The 17,410-nt window shown below is 70.2% G+C and carries 19 protein-coding genes; 14 read left to right on the top strand and 5 right to left on the bottom strand.

The window, feature by feature from the left end; translation table 11 throughout:
• The first annotated feature begins 10 nt into the window (after positions 1 to 10).
• The gene (gene dapF, locus BM349_RS07460) at positions 11 to 883 is read left to right on the top strand and encodes a diaminopimelate epimerase (RefSeq protein WP_091705696.1); all 873 of its coding nucleotides are present in this window, start codon (positions 11 to 13) and stop codon (positions 881 to 883) included.
• A 12-nt stretch (positions 884 to 895) separates the two neighbouring features.
• On the opposite strand, the gene BM349_RS07465 is transcribed toward dapF, so the two are convergent.
• A complete protein-coding gene (locus BM349_RS07465) occupies positions 896 to 1,537 on the bottom strand; it encodes a class I SAM-dependent methyltransferase (protein WP_091705698.1) in 642 nt (213 codons plus the stop codon).
• A gap of 77 nt (positions 1,538 to 1,614) precedes the next feature.
• Here BM349_RS07465 and hflX point away from each other — a divergent pair, with 77 nt between their 5' ends.
• Complete coding sequence (gene hflX / locus BM349_RS07470; protein ID WP_091705701.1) at positions 1,615 to 3,132, top strand: GTPase HflX; 1,518 nt, start codon at positions 1,615 to 1,617, stop codon at positions 3,130 to 3,132.
• Between the two features lie 13 nt (positions 3,133 to 3,145).
• On the opposite strand, the gene BM349_RS07475 is transcribed toward hflX, so the two are convergent.
• From BM349_RS07475 to lexA, 3 genes are all read right to left on the bottom strand, one after another.
• Entirely contained in the window at positions 3,146 to 5,053 is a 1,908-nt protein-coding gene (locus tag BM349_RS07475; protein ID WP_091705704.1) for an alpha/beta hydrolase family protein, read from the bottom strand.
• A 114-nt stretch (positions 5,054 to 5,167) separates the two neighbouring features.
• Entirely contained in the window at positions 5,168 to 6,682 is a 1,515-nt protein-coding gene (locus tag BM349_RS07480) for a hypothetical protein (RefSeq protein WP_091705707.1), read from the bottom strand.
• Between the two features lie 107 nt (positions 6,683 to 6,789).
• Positions 6,790 to 7,470, bottom strand: coding sequence for a transcriptional repressor LexA (gene lexA, locus BM349_RS07485; RefSeq protein ID WP_091705709.1), 681 nt, complete (start codon positions 7,468 to 7,470; stop codon positions 6,790 to 6,792).
• A 260-nt stretch (positions 7,471 to 7,730) separates the two neighbouring features.
• Here lexA and BM349_RS07490 point away from each other — a divergent pair, with 260 nt between their 5' ends.
• From BM349_RS07490 to BM349_RS07520, 7 genes are all read left to right on the top strand, one after another.
• Positions 7,731 to 8,084, top strand: a complete 354-nt coding sequence (locus BM349_RS07490) for a LysM peptidoglycan-binding domain-containing protein (RefSeq protein WP_091705711.1) — start codon at positions 7,731 to 7,733, stop codon at positions 8,082 to 8,084.
• 67 nt (positions 8,085 to 8,151) lie between these two features.
• Positions 8,152 to 9,237 carry a histidinol-phosphate transaminase gene (locus tag BM349_RS07495; protein WP_091705713.1) on the top strand — a complete coding sequence of 362 codons (1,086 nt, stop codon included), beginning with the start codon at positions 8,152 to 8,154 and terminating at the stop codon, positions 9,235 to 9,237.
• Positions 9,234 to 9,848 (top strand): imidazoleglycerol-phosphate dehydratase HisB, encoded by a 615-nt coding sequence (gene hisB, locus BM349_RS07500; protein ID WP_091705715.1) that lies wholly within the window; start codon positions 9,234 to 9,236, stop codon positions 9,846 to 9,848. Before BM349_RS07495 ends, hisB begins: the two co-directional genes overlap by 4 nt.
• A 77-nt stretch (positions 9,849 to 9,925) precedes the next feature.
• Positions 9,926 to 10,591, top strand: coding sequence for an imidazole glycerol phosphate synthase subunit HisH (hisH, locus tag BM349_RS07505; protein ID WP_091707187.1), 666 nt, complete (start codon positions 9,926 to 9,928; stop codon positions 10,589 to 10,591).
• A gap of 55 nt (positions 10,592 to 10,646) precedes the next feature.
• Positions 10,647 to 11,393: a bifunctional 1-(5-phosphoribosyl)-5-((5-phosphoribosylamino)methylideneamino)imidazole-4-carboxamide isomerase/phosphoribosylanthranilate isomerase PriA gene (gene priA, locus BM349_RS07510; protein WP_091705717.1), complete on the top strand. Its 747-nt coding sequence runs from the start codon at positions 10,647 to 10,649 to the stop codon at positions 11,391 to 11,393.
• Positions 11,377 to 12,156: an SseB family protein gene (locus BM349_RS07515; protein WP_091705720.1), complete on the top strand. Its 780-nt coding sequence runs from the start codon at positions 11,377 to 11,379 to the stop codon at positions 12,154 to 12,156. The genes priA and BM349_RS07515 overlap by 17 nt, the downstream gene beginning before the upstream one ends.
• Before the next feature lie 66 nt (positions 12,157 to 12,222).
• Complete coding sequence (locus tag BM349_RS07520) at positions 12,223 to 13,656, top strand: pyridoxal phosphate-dependent decarboxylase family protein (RefSeq protein ID WP_091705722.1); 1,434 nt, start codon at positions 12,223 to 12,225, stop codon at positions 13,654 to 13,656.
• Here BM349_RS07520 and BM349_RS07525 read toward each other — a convergent pair.
• Positions 13,649 to 14,023 (bottom strand): DUF1844 domain-containing protein, encoded by a 375-nt coding sequence (locus tag BM349_RS07525; RefSeq protein WP_091707188.1) that lies wholly within the window; start codon positions 14,021 to 14,023, stop codon positions 13,649 to 13,651. The genes BM349_RS07520 and BM349_RS07525 overlap by 8 nt on opposite strands.
• A 265-nt stretch (positions 14,024 to 14,288) precedes the next feature.
• On the opposite strand from BM349_RS07525, the gene infC reads away from it, so the two are divergent.
• The 5 genes from infC to BM349_RS07550 all read left to right on the top strand — a co-directional run bounded on the left by infC (position 14,289) and on the right by BM349_RS07550 (position 17,385).
• Positions 14,289 to 14,957 carry a translation initiation factor IF-3 gene (gene infC, locus BM349_RS07530; RefSeq protein WP_368086676.1) on the top strand — a complete coding sequence of 223 codons (669 nt, stop codon included), beginning with the start codon at positions 14,289 to 14,291 and terminating at the stop codon, positions 14,955 to 14,957.
• Between the two features lie 70 nt (positions 14,958 to 15,027).
• Positions 15,028 to 15,222, top strand: a complete 195-nt coding sequence (gene rpmI / locus BM349_RS07535; protein WP_091491544.1) for a 50S ribosomal protein L35 — start codon at positions 15,028 to 15,030, stop codon at positions 15,220 to 15,222.
• Between the two features lie 32 nt (positions 15,223 to 15,254).
• A complete protein-coding gene (gene rplT / locus BM349_RS07540; protein WP_091705725.1) occupies positions 15,255 to 15,638 on the top strand; it encodes a 50S ribosomal protein L20 in 384 nt (127 codons plus the stop codon).
• Between the two features lie 61 nt (positions 15,639 to 15,699).
• Positions 15,700 to 16,506, top strand: a complete 807-nt coding sequence (locus BM349_RS07545; RefSeq protein ID WP_091705727.1) for a TrmH family RNA methyltransferase — start codon at positions 15,700 to 15,702, stop codon at positions 16,504 to 16,506.
• 81 nt (positions 16,507 to 16,587) lie between these two features.
• Positions 16,588 to 17,385, top strand: coding sequence for an amino acid ABC transporter ATP-binding protein (locus BM349_RS07550; RefSeq protein WP_091705729.1), 798 nt, complete (start codon positions 16,588 to 16,590; stop codon positions 17,383 to 17,385).
• Positions 17,386 to 17,410: the final 25 nt, after the last annotated feature.

Raw genomic sequence — 17,410 nt, forward strand, 5'->3', positions numbered from 1 at the left:
GGCTAGGGACATGCCGCAGACGATCGCCTTCACCAAGGGACACGGGACGGGCAACGACTTCGTCCTGCTCCCGGATCCGGACGGCGAACTCGAGCTGACCGACGATCAGGTCGCGGTGCTGTGCGACCGTCGATTCGGGATCGGAGCGGACGGCATCCTCCGCGTCGTGCGGTCCGCCGCGATCGACGAGGGCAGGGATGCGGTCACCGCCGGAGCCGAATGGTTCATGGACTATCGCAACGCCGACGGCTCCAAGGCCGAGATGTGCGGCAACGGCATCCGGGTGTTCGCGCGGTACCTGGCCGACGGGGGCTGGGCGACGATCGATGAGACCCCACTGCTGATCGGCACTCGCGCGGGCGTGAAGTCGGTGACCCGCAGCGAGCTGGGGTTCGAGGCGGACCTGGGGACCTGGCGGGTGGACCCGGCAGAAGTGCTGGTGCGGGCGCGCGGTCTCGGCGTGCCTCGGCCCGGCCTCGGGATCGACGTCGGCAACCCCCACATCGTCGTGGCGATCTCGAACGCCGACGAACTCGAGGCGCTCGATCTCACGGTCCGCCCTCAGCTGCAGCCGGACCCGCCGCGCGGCGCGAACATCGAGTTCGTGGTGCCCAGCGATCCGCTGGTCCGCGAAGGGGTGGGATCGATCCGCATGCGCGTCTTCGAGCGCGGGGTCGGCGAAACCCTCAGCTGCGGCACCGGGGTCGCGGCGGCAGCACTCGCCGTGCGGCACTGGGCCGGCCAGGCGGCGCCCGACCGATGGACCGTCGAGGTTCCGGGTGGCACCCTCGGGGTGCGGATGCAGCGCGTGCGCGGCGATCTGCACGTCCTGCTCTCGGGTCCCGCGTCGCTCGTCTACTCGGGCGAGGTCGCGCTGGCCTGAAGCGGTCGTCGCTCAGGGCAGCGAGATCTCGTCCGTATGCGGGCTGCCGTGCTTCCGCACCTTCAGGACCCGGAATCCGCGACCCGTCGCCGCGCGGTGCACGCTGTAGCCGGGTGTGAAGGATGCGGCCAACCAGCGCTGCAGCGAATCGGATCCGAGGTTGCGCTGCACCACGAGCCACGCGTCGGACCGCTCATCCAGGCGTGGGATCCACCGCTCCAGGAGCCCGTGCAGCTCGTGCTTGCCGACGCGGATCGGAGGATTCGAGCGGATGGTGCGGAAGGTCACGTCGTCGGGAACATCGTCGGGCCTCACGGCGTTCACATTCTCAAGGCCCAGCGAATCGGCGTTGCGTCGCACCAGGTCCAGAGCCCGCTCGTTCACATCGACCGCCCACACGGTCGCGTGCGGCGACTCGATGGCCAGTGACAGTGCGATCGGCCCCCAGCCACTGCCCAGATCGAGCAGATGTCCACCGGGCGGCGGGGGAGGCGTGTTGGCCAGCAGGACGGCGGTTCCCGAATCGATGTGATCCGGACTGAACACACCGCCTGCCGTGGTCACCTCGGCCTCGGAGCCGGCCAGCGTGACACGGATGCGGCGGAGATTCTCGGCACTGGCGGGTGACGCGCTGAAGTAGTGGTCATCCCCCATGCTCCCCATGCAGCGAGCGTAGCGGAGGAGATCCCGGACGAGGGAGTTAGAGTTCTAGGGCATTGCGGAAGGAAGACATGACGGATACGACAACCCCGACGAGCACCGACGAGACACCGATCGACCCGGTGGCCCGTGTGCTGGAGCGCGCCGACGCGCATTCGGGCGTGCGCGTCTTCGGTCCTGCCCAGGCGCTGCAGGATGAGGCCGCGTTCACGCAGACCCAGACCGACGGCGAGCAGTGGGATCGCGAAGAGCGCGCCGCGCTGCGCCGCGTCCCCGGACTCTCGACGGAGCTCGAAGACGTCACCGAGGTCGAGTACCGCCAGCTGCGGCTCGAGAACGTGATCCTCGTCGGCGTGCACCCGCAGGGCGAGCAGGAGGATGCCGAGAACTCGCTGCGCGAACTCGCCGCACTCGCCGAGACCGCCGGCGCGGTGGTGCTCGACGGTGTCATGCAGCGCCGCCCGCACCCCGACCCTGCGACGTATCTCGGCCGCGGCAAGGCGCAGGAGCTCCGGGACCTCGTTGCCGCCCTCGGCGCCGACACCGTGATCGCCGACACCGAGCTCGCGCCCAGCCAGCGGCGTGCGCTCGAGGACGTCGTCAAGGTGAAGGTCATCGACCGGACCACCGTCATCCTCGACATCTTCAGCCAGCACGCCAAGAGCCGAGAGGGCAAGGCGCAGGTGGAGCTCGCGCAGCTCGAATACCTGCTGCCGCGCCTGCGCGGTTGGGGTGACTCGATGAGCCGCCAGGCCGGTGGCCAGGTCGGCGCCGGCGGCGCGGGCATGGGATCCCGTGGTCCCGGTGAGACGAAGATCGAACTGGATCGCCGCCGCATCCGCACGAAGATGGCGCTGCTGCGCCGCCAGATCCGCGACTTCGCCCCTGCCCGCGAGGCCAAGCGCGCCGAGCGCAAGCGCAACACGATCCCCTCGGTCGCCATCGCGGGCTATACCAACGCCGGCAAGTCGAGCCTGCTCAATCGGCTCACCAGTGCCGGAGTTCTCGTGGAGAACGCGCTGTTCGCGACGCTGGATGCCACGGTCCGCCGTGCCGAGGCATCGGACGGGCGGGTCTACACGCTCACCGACACTGTCGGATTCGTCCGGAACCTGCCGCACCAGCTGGTCGAGGCGTTCCGATCCACCCTCGAAGAGGTGGGCGATGCCGATGTCATCGTGCACGTCGTCGACGCCGCGCACCCGGATCCCGCCGCGCAGCTGCAGACCGTGCGCGACGTGATCGGCGACGTGGGCGCGCGCCACATCACGGAGATCGTGGTGTTCAACAAGGCCGACCTCGTCGACGACGACGCGCGGATGGTGCTGCGCGGCCTGGAGCCTCGCGCGCTGTTCGCCTCATCGCGGACCGGCGAGGGCATCGACGAGCTTCGGGCGGCGATCGAGGCGGCGCTCCCGCTGCCGGCCGTCGAGATCCGGGCTCTCGTTCCGTACGACCGGGGCGACCTGGTCTCGGCCGCGCACGAGTCGGGGCACATCATCTCGCAGACCCATGAAGCGGGCGGGACCGCGCTGCACGCGCACGTGTCAGAGCGACTGGCCGCCGAACTGGCTCCGTTCGCGGTCTGAGCTCGCGGCAGCCTCAGCTCAGCGGAAGCGGGGGAACCCCCGGCGTCTCGAAGCCGAACACCGCACCGAGGAAGGCCAGCTCGCTCTCCAGGGCGTTGACGATGTTCTCGGCGCGCCGGAAACCGTGCCCCTCGCCTTCGTAGACGATGTACGCGTGCGGGATGCCGCGTTGAGCGAGCGCATCGCGCAGCGCCTCGGACTGCGCAGGCGGCACCACCGGATCGTCAGCCCCCTGCAGGATCAGCAGGGGGACGCGCAGCCGTTCGGGATGCGACAGCGGTGAGCGCTCGAGATACAGCGGCTCGGCCTCCGGGAGGGGACCGATGAGGCCGTCGAGGTACCGCGATTCGTAGTCGTGGGTGTCGGTCGCCAGTGCCCGCGCGTCGCCGACGCCGTAGCGCGAGATGCCGGCCGCGAACGCGTCGGTGCCGACCAGTGCGGCGAGCACGGTCCAGCCTCCGGCGGAGCCGCCGGCGATCGCGATGCGCGCCGGATCTGCAGCGCCCGTGCTCGCGAGTCCTGCGGCGGCGGCCGCGACGTCCTGGACGTCGACGACCCCCCACTGCCCGCGCAGCCGCTCGCGGTACGCGCGGCCGTAGCCGCTCGAGCCGCCGTAGTTCACATCCAGCACCCCGATCCCGCGACTCGTGAAGTACGCGATGCGGCCCGATGCGGCCCCGCCGCGATGGACGGTCGGGCCGCCGTGCACGTACACCAGATAGGGCGGACGCTCACCGTCCGGACCCTGCGCCTGCGGATTCGTCGGGGGATAGTCGAACGCGTGGACGGGCCCGGTCGGACCGTCGAAGGTGACTGCGCGGGGGAGCGGCATCCATTCGGTTCCCCACGGCGCCGGTCCTCCATGGATCAGCTCGCTCGTCTCGGGATGGTCGACGTCGATCACCCACAGGCCGCTGGGGGAGTCGACCGACGCTCCGGAGAGGAGGACGCGTGTGCCGCTCGCATCCTCGACGACGACCTCTGAGGTCGCGGGCACGTGCAGCGGCGACGTCGCGCCGTCCTCCTGGATCAGCACGACCTCGTCATCGCCGTTCGTGCGGACCGCCACGACCCGGCCGTCCTCCAGTCGCGCGTACCAGCGGGTGCCCAGTGCCCACAGCGGCCCACCCGTGTCGGCGTCCGCCGCGGAGAGCGGGTGCCGTTCGAGGTCCGCAGACAGGTGTTCGCGCCAGAGGTTCCAGCGCCCGGTCGAGTCGTCCGCGTAGAGGAGATCGTCGTCGTCCGCCCACAGCGGCTGCAGCGGAGCCGAGTCCTCTCCCGCGATCGTCGTCCACTCCACGACGACGCCGTCCTCGAGACGGCCGACGCGCACCTCCGAGCGATCCCACGGCATGTCCGGGTGATTCCACGCGACCCAGGCGAGATGGTGCCCGCTGGGGGAGAGCGAAGGGTGCGCCAGGAAGTCGCTGTCGTCCACGAGCGAGGACACACCAGAGCCGTCCAGCGCGATCCGGACGATGTCCCGTCGCGGTACGGGCGACCGACCGTGCGTCTCGCGGACGGCGAGCAGCTGCCCGCGCTGCCAAGAGAGCCCGCCGAATCGCATCCCGCGATCGGGGGGTGTCAGCACGCGGGGTTCCTCGCCCGGACGCATGGCGTACACGCACTGGTCGGTCTTCTCGACGAAGAGCAGCGTGCCGTCCTCGGTGGCCGTCCACGCGCCACCGCCGTACTCGTGCACGCGCGAGCGCGCGTTCCACGGCGGGGGAAGGACATCGCGCACCCGCCCGTCGACTGCGCGGCGTCTCACCGCGGTCCGGCCGGCCTCTTCGGCGACGCCTTCACCCCACCAGACGTCGTCGCCGACGAACCGCGCTCCATCGATCCGGGGTGTTGCGGCGCCGACCGCGGCCGCGGTCAGCGGCGACGGCCAGGAGCCGAACGACCGTGTCTGAATCATGCGTCAACCGTATTCTGCGCGGGCTCCCGGCGTCCCGCAGGACGGTGTTCCGCCGGGCCCTACGGCATATCCAACATCGTGGAAGCGTCCCGCGGGTACGGGACCGCGCGACCGTCAGCGCTTCGGGGTCTTCTTCGCAGCGGATGCCGCGGCCGGCGTGGTCGCGGCATCCGCGGTGTCCGCGCCGACCAGCACCTCGGTGTCCGTGGCGTCGGCGTCTTCGACCACCACGGTGTCGGCGATCACGAGCGTGTCGGCGCCGGCCTCCTCGGCATCGGTCGCGACGGCCGTGGGCTCGGCATCCGTCACGACGACCTCGTCATCGCGACGCTGGAGCAGCTCGAGGATCCAGCCGACCAGGAGTGCGACGACGAGCACGAGGAGGATGTCGCCGATCGAGAGCGGCCGCATGGCGAACAGCCACAGCACCGCGAGCACGGCGATGCCAGTGCGCACCAGGACGCGGTGGCGTCCGATCCACGTGCCGAACGCTCCGGTGTCCAGGCCGCGCTCGGCGAGCTGCCTGCGGGCGGACGCGTTGACGCCCTCCGTGGCGCTGCGGACGCCGAGCGCGGGGCGGGAGCCGCCCATGAGCCAGCCGATGACGGCGACGAGGACGCCGAGGAGCATCGTGACCAGAGCGGTCTGGGTCATGGCGCCCACGAGCTGCTGGTAGATCACATCCAGCGCCGTCGGCGAGAGGTCGAGGTCGCCCGCGACGATTCCCACCGCGGTGCTCCCGATCGAGAGGCTCGCCGCGAGGGTCGCGCTGCCGATCGCCAGAGCGAGGCCGGTTCCGAGGATCGCGGTGCTGCGCCGCCGCGCGATGAGGATGCCGAGCCCGAACAGGGCGAGTGTGATGACCGGCAGCCACAGCCCCATCGTGGCGGCGATCGCGTACCCGGTGCGGATCGCGGCGAGGTTGTTGCCTTCGCCGATGATGATGACCTTGTCGATCGTCGGGATCAGCTGCGCGACACCGAGCCCACGGTCGACGAGGTTCTGCTTGACGCGCTCGACCACGGCTCCGAGCTGGATGCCGACGCCGTCGTCGGTCTTGACGACGAGCCCGCCGCCGTCCGAGGTCGCCGCGGTCGTGAGCGCGCGGTGCGCCGCCCGCGTGGCGGTGGCCCAGACGTCGGAGAACGCGTCCGATTCCACGACGCGGGTCACCGTCTGATTGACGAGGTTCTCGAGTCCGTCTGCCGCGGGCGCCTGCAGGAGCCCGAGTGCCTGCACCGCGCGCGGCGGCAGGCCGAGGTCGGCGATGCCGTCGAAGACGTTGGCGGTCAGCTGATCGAAGTCGACCTGTGCGGTGATGCCCGCCATGGTCTCGTCGATGATGAGGTCCTGGACCGCCGGGTCGTCGACGAGCGGCGCGAGCGTGTTGACGAACGCGTCCTCGTCCACCAGCTGCACCCGCGCCCAGGCTCCGACGATCGAGACCGGCACGAGGATCGCCGCGATCACGATGCAGAGGGCGGAGACGACTGCGCGCCAGCGCCCTGCCTTCCGGGCCGCCGGTGCAGTCCCGTCCGCGACCACGGCGGTCTGCGCGCGAAGGCTCTCGTTCTCGGCGCGCAACGCTTCGAGCTGCGCCTGCAGGTCGTCGTCGGCTGTAGCGGGCATGATGCCTCCTCGGTGCGGATGACCTCATCATGGCGCAAGTGCGCTCCGCGCATCCCACCCGGATCGGGTGATTCTGCGCGAGCCGATCCGCAGACGCGGTGGCCCGATCAGACCGCGCGCAGCACCGCGACGACTTTTCCGAGCACGACGGCGTCGTCGCCGAGGATCGGCTCGAACGCGGAGTTGCGGGGGAGCAGCCACGTGTGCCCGTCGCGCTGGCGGAACGTCTTGACGGTGGCCTCTTCATCGAGCATCGCCGCGACGATGTCGCCGTTCTCGGCGTTCTGCTGCTGTCGGACGACGACCCAGTCCCCGTCGCAGATCGCCGCATCGATCATCGACTCGCCCGAGACCTTGAGCATGAACAGATCGCCCTTGCCGACCAGCTGTCGTGGTAGCGGGAAGATCTCCTCGACCTGCTGCTCCGCCGTGATCGGCACGCCTGCCGCGATGCGGCCGACCAGCGGAACCATCGCCGCGTCGCCGACGCTCGGCGCGCTGTCCGCGGGGTTCTCCGTCGACATGCCGGGCAGGTCGATCAGGACCTCCATGGCACGCGTCTTGCCGGCATCCCGCCGCAGGTAGCCGCTCAGTTCGAGCTGGTTGAGCTGGTGCGTCACGCTGGAGAGCGACTTGAGCCCGACGGCGTCGCCGATCTCGCGCATGCTCGGCGGGTAGCCGTACCGTGCGATCGAGCGCTGGATGACCTCGAGGATCGCGAGCTGCTTGTCGCTCAGGCTCTTGCGCCGGCGCGTCTGCGGCTTCTCGCGTCCGTTCGCCTCGGTCATGATCTCGCTCCTGTCTCGCCCGATCGGGGCACCGGTCTTCGAATGTCGGAGGCCCGTGGTGGGGTGTTCTCATCGAAACCGTATCCGGTATCCGTCCGTCAGAGCCGCAGCACGTCCGCGTGTCGCGTTCGAAAGACGAGACCTTCAACCGCCGGTTGACATCCTAGAACGTCGAAGATACATTCGGAAGAGAGATTCGCATCCCCGGCTCCCGGCCGAGCCGCGGATGCGAACCTCTTCCCTTTCCGCAGGAGGACGACATGACGGCGATCGGCATCACGGCACCCGGCGCGACACGGATGCGCCTGACGACGCGAGGTCGCCGGACGGTGGCGGCGCTGGCCGCGCTTCCCGCGGTCATCGCGCTGAGCATCGCGGTCATCAGCGGCGGCAGCGCGCTGGCGTCTCGCGACATCGGAGCGCCTGCAGGCTCGTTCACGACGATGACGGTCACCGCGGGCGAGTCGCTGTGGTCGATCGCCGAAGAGGTCGCGCCGGGCGCGGATCCGCGCGACGTCGTCGACGCGATCGTCCGGCTGAACGCCCTCGACGGCGTCACCGTGTCGGCAGGTCAGCAGCTTGCGATCCCGGCGGAGTACGCCTCAGCCCCCTGACCAAGAGCCGGCCGTTCCGTCGTCACCGAGCCGATCGGTCCCGGTCCCGGGCTCTACGATTGGCGGGGTGAGCATCCGCCTCGACGACCTGCCCCTTCGCGACGACCTGCGCGGTTTGACACCCTACGGTGCACCGCAGGCGGCCCTTCCCGTCGCCCTCAACGTGAACGAGAACACTCATCCGGTTCCGCAGGAGGTCGCGGACGACATCCTGGATGCCGTCGCCCTCGCGCTGCGCGACGTGAATCGGTACCCCGACCGCGAGTTCACCGAGCTGCGCGAGGGGTTCGCCGATTACCTCGGCTACGGACTCACCCGCGAGCAGCTCTGGGCCGCGAACGGGTCCAACGAGGTGCTGCAGCACGTGCTGCAGGCGTTCGGCGGTCCCGGGCGCACGGCGTTCGGATTCGCGCCCACCTATTCGATGTACCCGCTGCTGACGCGGGCCACGGGGGCCGAGTGGATCGCCGGGTACCGGGCCGCAGACTTCTCGATCGACGCGGACAGCGCGGCGGCGCAGGTCGCCGACGCCGCGCCCGACATCGTCTTCCTGTGCGCGCCGAACAACCCCACCGGGACCCCGATGACGCTGGAGGTGATCGAGGCGGTCTACGACGCGACCGCGGGCGTGGTCGTCGTCGACGAGGCGTATCAGGAGTTCGCCCCGCGCGACTCCGGGTCGGCACTCGCGCTGCTGCCGGGGCGCGAGCGTCTCGTGGTGTCGCGCACCATGAGCAAGGCGTTCGCGTTCGCGGGCGCCCGCGTGGGGTACCTGGCGGCCGATCCGGCGTTCGTGGACGCGCTGCGCCTGGTCCGTCTGCCCTACCACCTGAGCTCGCTGACCCAGGCGGCGGCGAGTGCCGCCCTCCGGCACGCGCCGACGATGCTGCGGATGGTCGACGAGATCGTCGCCCAGCGCGATCGGATCTCGGCCACCGTCGAGGCGCTCGGGTATGACGCCTACGAGTCGTGGACCAACTTCGTGCTGTTCGGCGGCGTCGAGGACTCGGCGGCGACCTGGCAGGGTCTCTACGATCGCGGGGTGCTCATCCGCGACGTCGGAATCCCGCGCCACCTGCGTGTGACGGCCGGCACTGAACAGGAGACGGCCGCGTTCCTGGACGCACTCGCGTCGCTAGACTCGGCCTCATGACGCGCTCCGCAGGCCCCCGCACGGCGTCCGTGCGTCGCGCGACGAGCGAGTCCACCGTCGAGCTCGAGCTCGACCTCGACGGCTCCGGCCGCAGCCACATCGACACGACCGTGCCGTTCTTCGATCACCTGCTGACCGCGTTCGCGAAGCACTCGCTGACCGATCTGACCGTGCGCGCCTCGGGCGACACCGACATCGACGCGCACCACACGGTCGAAGACGTCGCGATCGTGCTCGGCCAGGCCATCCGGGAAGCGCTGGGCGACAAGTCCGGCATCTCGCGCTACGGCGATGCCCTGGTGCCGCTCGACGAGGCGCTCGCCCAGGCAGTGGTCGACATCAGCGGCCGCCCGTATCTCGTGCACAGCGGTGAGCCGGCCGGGTTCGAGCTGCACCTGATCGGCGGGCACTTCACCGGTTCGCTCGTGCGCCACACGTTCGAGGCGATCGCCTTCCACGCCGGTCTCACCGTGCACGTCACGGTGCTCGCGGGCCGCGACCCGCACCACATCGCCGAGGCCGAATACAAGGCGTTCGCGCGGGCCTTCCGTCAGGCGAAGGCGCTCGACCCCCTCGTGGAGGGCGTGCCGAGCACCAAGGGCGCCCTGTGACCGAAGGGCACGAAGACGACGCTGTGACCGAAGGGCACGAAGACGACGCTGTGACCGAAGGGCACGAAGACGACGCTGTGACCGAGAGGCCACGTGGGGACAGGCCGCTCGTGGCGGTTCTGGACTACGGGTCCGGCAACGTCCACTCTGCCGTCAAGGCGCTGGCTGCCGCGGGTGCGGATGCCCGGCTCACTGCAGACCGCGGCCTCATCGACGAGGCGCACGGCCTCGTCGTTCCCGGCGTCGGTGCGTTCCGCGCGGTGATGGACGCGCTGCGCGCGAGCCGTGGTGACGAGATCATCGACCGCCGGCTCGCCGGCGGTCGCCCCGTGCTGGGCATCTGCGTCGGCATGCAGGTGCTGTTCGAGCGCGGCGTCGAGCGCGGCGTCGACACGGAGGGCCTGGGGGAGTGGCCGGGCGTCGTCACCGAACTGGACGCACCGGTGCTGCCGCACATGGGCTGGAACACGGTCGAGGCGGGCGAAGGCTCGCGGCTCTTCCGCGGCATCGAGCACGAGCGGTTCTATTTCGTGCACTCCTTCGCCGCGCAGCAGTGGCTGCTCGATGTGCAGCCTCCGTTCCCGCAGCCCGCCCTCACCTGGTGCACCTACGGCCGCCCCTTCCTCGCGGCGGTCGAGAACGGACCGCTCGCGGCGACGCAGTTCCACCCCGAGAAGTCGGGGGATGCCGGCATCCGCCTGCTCGCCAATTGGATCGACGGGCTCGGCGGGGCTACCCTCTGAACTCGTGCCATCTGCGAGAGCGCACCGCTCTCGAGTCGTCCCCGCACGAGGAGCTATGAACGATTTCGCGTCTACGCCTGAATTGATCCTGCTGCCGGCCGTCGATGTCGCCGACGGCAAGGCCGTTCGCCTGACGCAGGGCGAGGCGGGCACCGAGACGAACTACGGCGACCCGGTGGATGCTGCGCTCGAATGGGCGCGGCAGGGGGCGGACTGGATCCACCTCGTCGACCTCGATGCGGCGTTCGGGCGCGGCAGCAATGCGGTCGTGATCCGGAAGGTGATCAAGCAGGTCCGCGGCGTCCAGGTCGAGGTGTCCGGCGGCATCCGCGACGATCGCAGCCTCGAAGCGGCGCTGGAGAGCGGCGCCTCGCGCATCAACCTCGGCACCGCGGCGTTGGAGAACCCCGAGTGGGCTGCGGACGTCATCGGACGCTACGGCGACGTGATCGCAGTGGGGCTCGATGTGCGCGGGACGACGCTCGCGGCGCGCGGCTGGACGCAGGAGGGCGGTGACCTCTGGACGGTGCTCGAGCGGCTCGAGGCGGCCGGATGCAGCCGCTACGTCGTCACCGACGTGACGAAGGACGGCACCCTGAAAGGCCCGAATCTCGAACTGCTGCAGGAGATCACCTCGCGCACGACCAAGCCGGTCGTCGCCTCGGGCGGGGTCTCGAGCCTCGACGACATCATCGCGCTGCGCGACCTCGTGCCGCTCGGCGTCGAGGGCGCGATCGTCGGCAAGGCCCTCTACACGGGCGCCTTCACGCTCGCCGAGGCGCTGGATGTCGCGGGGCACTGATCCGCACGACCACCACGGCGGCGACTCCGCCGGCGTGCCCTGGGAAGGGCGCCGCTTCGAATCCAATGCGCACTCGGCAGACGACGGATCGGCCGATCCGGCGCTGCTCGCGGCACTGATCGCATTCCGCGCCTGCGACGGCGACCAGGTCGCCGTGATCGACGCCTACCGCGCGGCGCGCCTGCTCATCCCGCTCGTCGCGGAGAAGGGCGAGGTCGGCGTCGGTGTGAACGGGCTGGCCGTCGACAAGACGCAGGAGCTGTCGATCGTCACGGTGGCGGCCCCAGACGGGCGCCGCGTGCTGCCCGTGTTCACGTCGGTCGCCGCGATGGCGACATGGGATGCCGGCGCCCGCCCCGTGCCCGCGGACGGGGTGCGCACCGCGCTGTCCGCATCCGCCGACGACACCGACCTCATCGTCATCGATCCGGGCTCCGACACCGAGTTCGTGATCCGTCGCCCAGCGGTGTGGGCGATCGCGCAGGCGATCGCGTGGGAGCCGAGCTTCGCATCGCCCGAGGTCTTCGCAGGGCTCCAGGAGAGCGTCGGCGGCGAGCTCGCCGTGATCGACCTGTCCGTGGAGCCCGGGGACCCCACCGGCCGGCTGCGCGGCCCGGAGCTGATCGTGCGGCTCGAGCTGATCCACGGTCTCGAGCAGTCCGAGCTCGATGCGGTGCTGGGGCGCCTCGCGAAGCGCTGGGCGGCCGATCACCGGATCGCAGTGCTCGTCGACTCCCTCACCGTCAAGCTCGTCCGCGCCTGACGCATCCGGCGGCCCCTTGCGGTCGCCGCCGAGCCGGGCGCATGATCGCCTGGCGGGGGTGAGCTCATGGACGAAGGTGAAGCGGTGCCGGGCGCTGTCGCGGACGGCGAGTACCGCGCGGCGCTGGACTCGGCCCACCGGCACGCGCTCGAGTGGCTGGACTCCCTGGCCGAGCGACCGATCCGGCCGGACGCGGACGTCGACGGCATCCTCGCACGCCTGGACTCGGGCCTCCCGGCCGAAGGGATGTCGCCGGAGGCTGTGGTCGAGGAACTCGCCGAGGTGGCAGCCCCTGGCCTGATGGCGATGGGCTCGCCGCGCTTCTACGGCTTCGTGATCGGCGGCGTCTACCCGGCGGCCATGGCGGCCGACTGGCTCGTGTCGGCGTGGGATCAGAACACGGGTTCCCGCCAGCCGACGCCGGCCACGGCGGCCCTCGAGGAGACCGCGGCGAAATGGCTGCTGGACCTTCTGGGCCTTCCGGCCGAGAGCGGCGTCGGATTCGTGACCGGAGCGACCAGCGCCAACCTGTCCGCGCTGATCGTGGCCCGCGACGCCGTCCTTCGCGACCGCGGCTACGACCCCGAGCGCGGCATCCAGTCCGCGCCGCCCATCCGGTTCCTGGCCGGCGGTGCTGTGCACACGTCGGTCGTGCTCGCCGGGCGGATCGCCGGATTGGGTGCGCCGATCACCGTAGGAGCGGATGAGCAGGGCCGGATCGACGTCGCAGCGCTCTCGGCGGCGCTCGCCGAGTACGACGGCCCGACGATCGTGGCCCTTCAGGCCGGGGACGTGCATTCCGGCGCGTTCGACGACTTCGGCGCGGCGATCGATGCGGCCCACCTGCACGGCGCGTGGGTGCACGTCGACGGCGCGTTCGGACTGTGGGCGGCGGCGTCGCCCCTGCTCCGGCATCTGTTCGCGGGCGCGGAGCGGGCCGACTCCTGGGCGACGGACGCGCACAAGACGCTCAACGTGCCGTACGACTGCGGTGTGGCGATCGTCCGCGACGAGGCTGCCATGATCGCGTCCCTCGGCGCGCACGCTGCCTACCTGCCCGCGGTGGCGAGCATCGCCGATCCGTACGATCGCGTGCCGGAGCTGTCGCGACGCGCTCGCGGGGTGCCGGTCTGGGCGGCCCTGCGATCGCTCGGCAGGAGCGGTGTCGTCGACCTCGTGGACGGACTCGTGGATGCCGCGCTCGGCCTGGCCGAGGGGTTCCGCGGGATTCCGGGGCTCGAGGTGCTCAACGACGTCGTGTTCACCCAGGTGTGCCTGGCCTCGCAGCACGACGCCGACACGATCGCACTGGGGGAGTGGCTTCGCGCCGAGGGGACGGTGTGGGCCTCGTCGTCGACGTGGCGCGGGCGCGCTGTGGTGCGCTTCGCCGTCAGCAATCGCGGCACGGATGCGGAGGCCGTGCGCCGCACGGTCGACGCGGTCGCACGCGGTGCCGCCGCCGTCGGGATCGGCGCTCAGGCGCCTGAGACGGTCAGTTGACCGGTCCGGTCCACTTCTCGCCCGGGCCCTTGCCGATCGGGTCGGGGATGACCGACGCCTCACGGAACGCAAGCTGAAGCGACCGCAGACCGTCGCGCAGCGACCGCGCGTGCATGTCGCTGATCTCGGGAGCGCCCGCCGTGATGAGTCCGGCCAGCGCGTTGATGAGCTTGCGGGCCTCGTCCAGGTCGGTCTGCGCACCGGGGTCGTCCGCGAGGCCGACCTTGACGGCGGCCGCGCTCATCAGATGGACCGCGGCCGTCGTGATGACCTCGACCGCCGGCACGTCCGCGATGTCCCGCGTGGCGGCCGAGGCGGCCCGCTCCTGCGCTTCCCAGCGGGCCTGGCGCTCGGCATCCCGCGCCACCCGCCCGGAGTCGATGTCGTCGTCGGCGTCCCGAATCGTGTCCACGTGCCACTCTCTGGTAGACTTCAGCGGGCTCCGGAGCGTCATGCTTCGGAACGAAAGAGGATCACATCCCACCCGCGCTTGCCGTTCCAGGCTACCGGGTCACGCACTCCGCCCCGTCCGCTTGCGGCCGGGGTAGAACCCACGCAGTGGATATCGGGTGCAGAAGCTGGCGCTCACGCGCCGTGCGGGTGGAATCGAGTCTCTCTTCCGCCCGCGATGCATCCCGCTTCGCGGTGGCCGAAACCCGCATGAAGAGGAGTTCCGCATCAGCGATCCCCGCACCAATGACCGCATCCGCGTGCCCGAGGTTCGCCTCGTGGGCCCGAACGGAGAGCAGGTCGGCGTCGTACGCATCGAGGTTGCCTTGCGTCTGGCGCAGGATGCCGATCTCGACCTTGTCGAGGTGGCTCCCAACTCGAAGCCGCCCGTCGTCAAGATCATGGACTACGGGAAGTTCAAGTACGAAGCAGCGCAGAAGGCCAAGGAGGCCCGCCGCAATCAGGCGAACACGATCCTCAAAGAGGTCCGATTCCGCCTGAAGATCGAGGCGCACGACTACACGACCAAGCTCAAGCGCGCCGAGGGCTTCCTCAAGGCGGGCGACAAGGTCAAGGCGATGATCCTGTTCCGTGGACGAGAGCAGTCCCGTCCCGAGCAGGGTGTGCGCCTGCTCCGCAAGTTCGCGGAGGACGTGGCCGAGTTCGGAACCGTCGAGTCCAACCCGACGATCGACGGACGCAACATGGTCATGGTGGTCGCACCGCACAAGAACAAGTCCGAAGTGAAGACCGAGCAGAACGCACAGCGCGCTGCGAACAAGGAGGCCGCCCGCTCGGCGGCCCACGGCGGTCCCGCCACCGAAGAACCGGCCCCGGCACCCGCCGAGTAGGCCCCACTGACTCCCGCCGGCGCGGGAAACACCACGAAGCCCGCGAGGGCGACACACGAAGGAACAAGAGATGCCGAAGCAGAAGACCCACTCGGGTGCCAAGAAGCGGTTCAAGATCACCGGCAGCGGAAAGCTGATGAAGCAGCAGGCCGGCATGCGCCACAACCTGGAGGGCAAGGCCAGCAAGCGCACGCGTCGCCTGAACCAGGACCAGGTTCTGTCCAAGGCCGACACCAAGCAGGCGAAGAAGCTTCTCGGCCGCTGAGCGCGCGTCGAATCACGTTAGGAAACTGAGAAATGGCTAGAGTCAAGCGGGCCGTCAACGCCCACAAGAAGCGTCGCGTCATCCTTGAGCGCGCGTCCGGATACCGCGGACAGCGTTCGCGCCTGTACCGCAAGGCGAAGGAGCAGGTCACCCACTCGCTCGTCTACGCGTACCGTGACCGTCGCAAGCGCAAGGGCGATTTCCGCCGTCTGTGGATCCAGCGCATCAACGCTGCGAGCCGCCAGAACGGCCTCACGTACAACCGCTTCATCCAGGGCCTCGGCCTCGCGGGCGTCCAGGTCGACCGTCGCATGCTCGCCGAGCTCGCGGTCAACGAGCCGGCGACGTTCGCCTCGCTCGTCGAGACCGCCAAGGGCGCGCTGCCCAGCGACGTCAACGCGCCGAAGACCGCCTAGCAGCCGCACCGGTTCAGGGCGCCCTCCTTCGGGAGGGCGCCCTTCCTCGTATGCTGAGCACGTGCTCGAAAACCCGCGCTCGCCCCGCGTTCGCGCCGTCGCGAAGCTGACCAAGCGCAGTGCGCGCCAGGAGACCGGGCTGTTCCTGCTCGAGGGGCCGCAGGCGGCCCGCGAGGCCCTCGCCTACCGTCCCGACACGGTCATGGAGATGTTCGCGACCCCGTCGGCGCTCGAGCGCCACGCGGACCTCCGCGACGCCGCCCGCGACGCCGGAATCGAGGTCGTCTTCACGACCGAGGCCGTGCTGGATGCGATGGCCGACACGGTCACACCTCAGGGCATCGTGGCCGTCGCACGGCAGACTCCGACCTCGGTGCGCGAGGTGTTCGCGGCATCCCCCCGGCTCGTCGCGATCTGCGAAGAGGTGCGCGATCCCGGCAACCTCGGCACGATCATCCGGGCGGCGGACGCGGCGGGCGCGGACGCGGTGATCCTCACCGGCCGCACCGTGGACCCGTACAACCCCAAGGTGGTCCGCGCCACCACCGGATCGCTGTTCCACCTGCCGATCGCGGTCGGCGTCGACCTCGCCAACGCAGTGGACCGCGCGCACGCCGCCGGCGTGCGGGTCGTCGCCGCGGACGTCGGAGGCGGCGACTTCCTGGCAGCGCGGGCGCTGCTGGCGGAACCGACTGCATGGCTGTTCGGCAACGAGGCGCGCGGGCTGGACGAGGAGTCGCTCGCGCTCGCGGACCTTTCGCTCCGGCTTCCCATCTACGGCAGCGCGGAGTCGCTGAACCTCGCGACGGCCGCAAGCGTCTGTCTCTACGAGACCGCGTTCGCTCAGCGTTCGGGCGATTCGCCCTGACCGATTCCGGTCCGGTTACAGTCCGGTAAAGCTCGGGGCAATGACTCGCGACGCCGCATAGCGTGCCCATAGGGTGGGCGCATGGCCTCCCCGGACCAACCTGCAGCTGTGCCCCAGACCTCGAACATCAACGTTCGTCGTGGCGAGCCTCTCGTGGTCGTGGAGCACGTCGACAAGCACTTCGGCGAACTTCACGTGCTCCGGGACATCAATACCGTCGTCAACCGGGGCGAGGTCGTCGTCGTGATCGGCCCGTCGGGTTCGGGCAAGTCGACGCTGTGCCGGGCGATCAACCGCCTCGAGACGATCGACTCGGGGGCGATCTCGATCGACGGCGTGCCGCTGCCCGAGGAGGGGCGTGCGCTCGCAACGCTGCGCGCCGACGTGGGCATGGTGTTCCAGTCCTTCAACCTCTTCGCGCACAAGACCGTCCTCGAGAACGTCACGCTCGGCCCCATCAAGGTGCGCAAGATGTCGCGGAAGGATGCCGAGGCGAAGGCGATGGCCCTGCTGGACCGGGTCGGGGTCGCGAACCAGGCGAAGAAGATGCCCGCACAGCTCTCCGGTGGTCAGCAGCAGCGCGTCGCGATCGCGCGATCACTCGCGATGGACCCCAAGCTGATCCTGATGGACGAGCCGACCAGCGCCCTCGACCCGGAGATGATCAACGAGGTGCTCGATGTCATGATCGGCCTCGCAGGCGACGGCATGACCATGATCGTCGTCACCCACGAGATGGGGTTCGCGCGCAAAGCCGCCGACCGTGTCCTGTTCATGGCCGACGGGGCGATCGTCGAAGAGGCGACACCCGAAGAGTTCTTCACCAACCCCCAGAGCGAGAGGGCGCAAGACTTCCTGTCGAAGATCCTCGAGCACTGACGCACCTCGACCGTTCACGCGGTCA

Source organism: Microbacterium sp. cf046 (assembly GCF_900114345.1).
Lineage (GTDB): Bacteria > Actinomycetota > Actinomycetes > Actinomycetales > Microbacteriaceae > Microbacterium.